Origin of the sequence: Hymenobacter rubidus (genome assembly GCF_016734815.1) — a bacterium.
Taxonomy (GTDB): Bacteria; Bacteroidota; Bacteroidia; order Cytophagales; family Hymenobacteraceae; genus Hymenobacter; species Hymenobacter rubidus.
Genome location: NZ_JAERQF010000072.1, coordinates 1 through 1930 on the forward strand (window position 1 = coordinate 1; position 1930 = coordinate 1930).

The 1930-nt window shown below is 47.0% G+C and carries 2 protein-coding genes; both read right to left on the minus strand.

Features of this window, described 5'->3' with window-relative positions; translation table 11 throughout:
- Window positions 1-295: 295 nt before the first annotated feature.
- Complete coding sequence (locus JKL48_RS22790) at window positions 296-763, minus strand: hypothetical protein (RefSeq protein ID WP_201987704.1); 468 nt, start codon at window positions 761-763, stop codon at window positions 296-298.
- 76 nt (window positions 764-839) lie between these two features.
- Window positions 840-1930 (minus strand): hypothetical protein (locus JKL48_RS22795; protein ID WP_236668994.1); only part of this gene is annotated, 1091 nt, incomplete at its 5' end.

Below are 1930 nucleotides of genomic sequence, written 5' to 3' on the forward strand. Positions count from 1 at the left end.
GTTGGGTGAAGGGCTGTCTTTCATGACATTCGAAAGATAAGACCCTATTCTGTCCAGATTTACCCGACCACCTCACAGCGCCCCGCGTTCCTGAAAACCAAACAGGCAGTTGATAGGTCGGGGGGGATGCTGGACACAGAACAACCCGACCCCAGCGGCCGCGCATGGCTGTATGAGGTAAAGCCAAAGCCCGCTATCAAAATGACCGGCGGGCGCAAAAAGCTCTAACCCCGTTCCGTTCAAACCAAACGCAGAAAGCCCCGGCGCGTCATGTGCCGGGGCTTTTTTATTCCCGTTATGAAGATGGTTCGGGATATGGACGGTTGCTTCCCCCTATTGTATAGAAATCAACGATAAGGCTTGCAATCAGAGACGGGGGTAGACCGAAACGTTTGCCTTGCTCTAGGAAATAAGCCGAATCGTCGGTTACTGTGGCCGTATCTTCTTCGTGATGATTATATGTTACAGGTAATAACGTTTCCATTCCCGACAGAAAACCGTGTTGTCCTAATCCGTTAAAACGTTCCTCAAAACTCTGAACGATTTGCGCGGTCGTATCAATGCCGACCCGATATTTAGTGGCTACAAGTACGATTATCGGGTACGTTTGCCAAGTTCTGGGGTCGTTTTTGGCTAATTGGTGCTTGCCAGCATTTAGGTCTTTAGGCTTTTGATTAGGTGGCGTAGAAGCGGTTGAATGTCCGCAGGCTGCTAGGCCAATGCAGAGGCTAAATGCTTTGATTGTTACTAATATTCTCCGCATGAGTTAAAACAAGTAAGGTAGAACCTTGCCCCGAATATAGAAGATTGTCAAGTTATTACAAGATGATAAGGATTCTTCATGATTGGGGCTCACCTTGGACCAATTCCCCCTCTAAGCTTCTATCAAACTGCATACGCCCACACGTTAGGCAGATAATGTCTTCTGGAGTTTCCCCATAGTAGACTACATTGCCGCTACAGCCTTCGCTGCACGGTTCCCGGCATACATCTGAGTCAATCCCACAATTGAGACATTGCACGGTGGTAGCCGCAGGCTTATTAGGCTTTAAAAATGCCCATTTGTGCTCATATGCGTCTAGTTTTATGTCTTCCTCCCATGCCTGCTTGCACCAGGGGCAGTAGTAAGCCCTACCGGAAATGTTGAGTGCAAAATGTTTTGCCAAACTACTCTTGCCCAAGTAAGCCCGCACGTATTCTAACCTCTCGGCAAACTCTGCTACTTCTCTAGCAAGCGAATAGTTAAGCGTTAACGGGTTGGACATATGGCCCTTCAGCAAGCTTTCCCACCAGACATCCTTGCCCCGAAAGAAAAGATATGTGTTTAGGATGCCCGCAATAAGTGCCCTAGGGGAGAGTTTGGTTGTTGAAATGCCATGAACAATTTGATTGCGAAGCCTTCTCATCTCGTCAATATGCTTGATGACAGCTTCGTCTAGTTTTGTAGATGCCGTCGCAGCATAAGTATGCATAAGAGCCTCGGCGGGTGTAGTATAGAAGTCATTAAAATCCTTGTCTTTCTGTTGTGGCATTACTGGCCATTCGGTGCGCTTGCCTTCAAGTAGTAGCAATGGACTTATACTGCAGATGCTGGCTTTCATCAAAGCTTCAATTGCTTGATGCATTAGTACTACCGCCGTGTTGAGTTTGCCATGCGAATAAGCCCATACTTCATCCTTCCGTTCAGCTCCAGGATGATTAAAAATGTATTTATCGGTTTCAAAAATTAGGTCAAATGCTTGGTTTAAGCAGTCATCCGCTAATCTTTCGAAATCGGCACTGGTAGGGATATTAACAATCATAATGGACAGCGTAGACAAGGTGTGAGCCGCAGCAGTATGCGGATAATGAGAAACTGATGTTACGCACGAAGTTGGCCGAGTTGGTGGTATATAGCTTTCAGGCCCACGGTATAGAGTTGGGCTTTGAG

Bases quoted from the DNA above. Each gene is read 5' to 3' on its own strand.
- JKL48_RS22790 (WP_201987704.1), bottom strand. From the start codon at position 763: ATGCGGAGAATATTAGTAACAATCAAAGCATTTAGCCTCTGCATTGGC.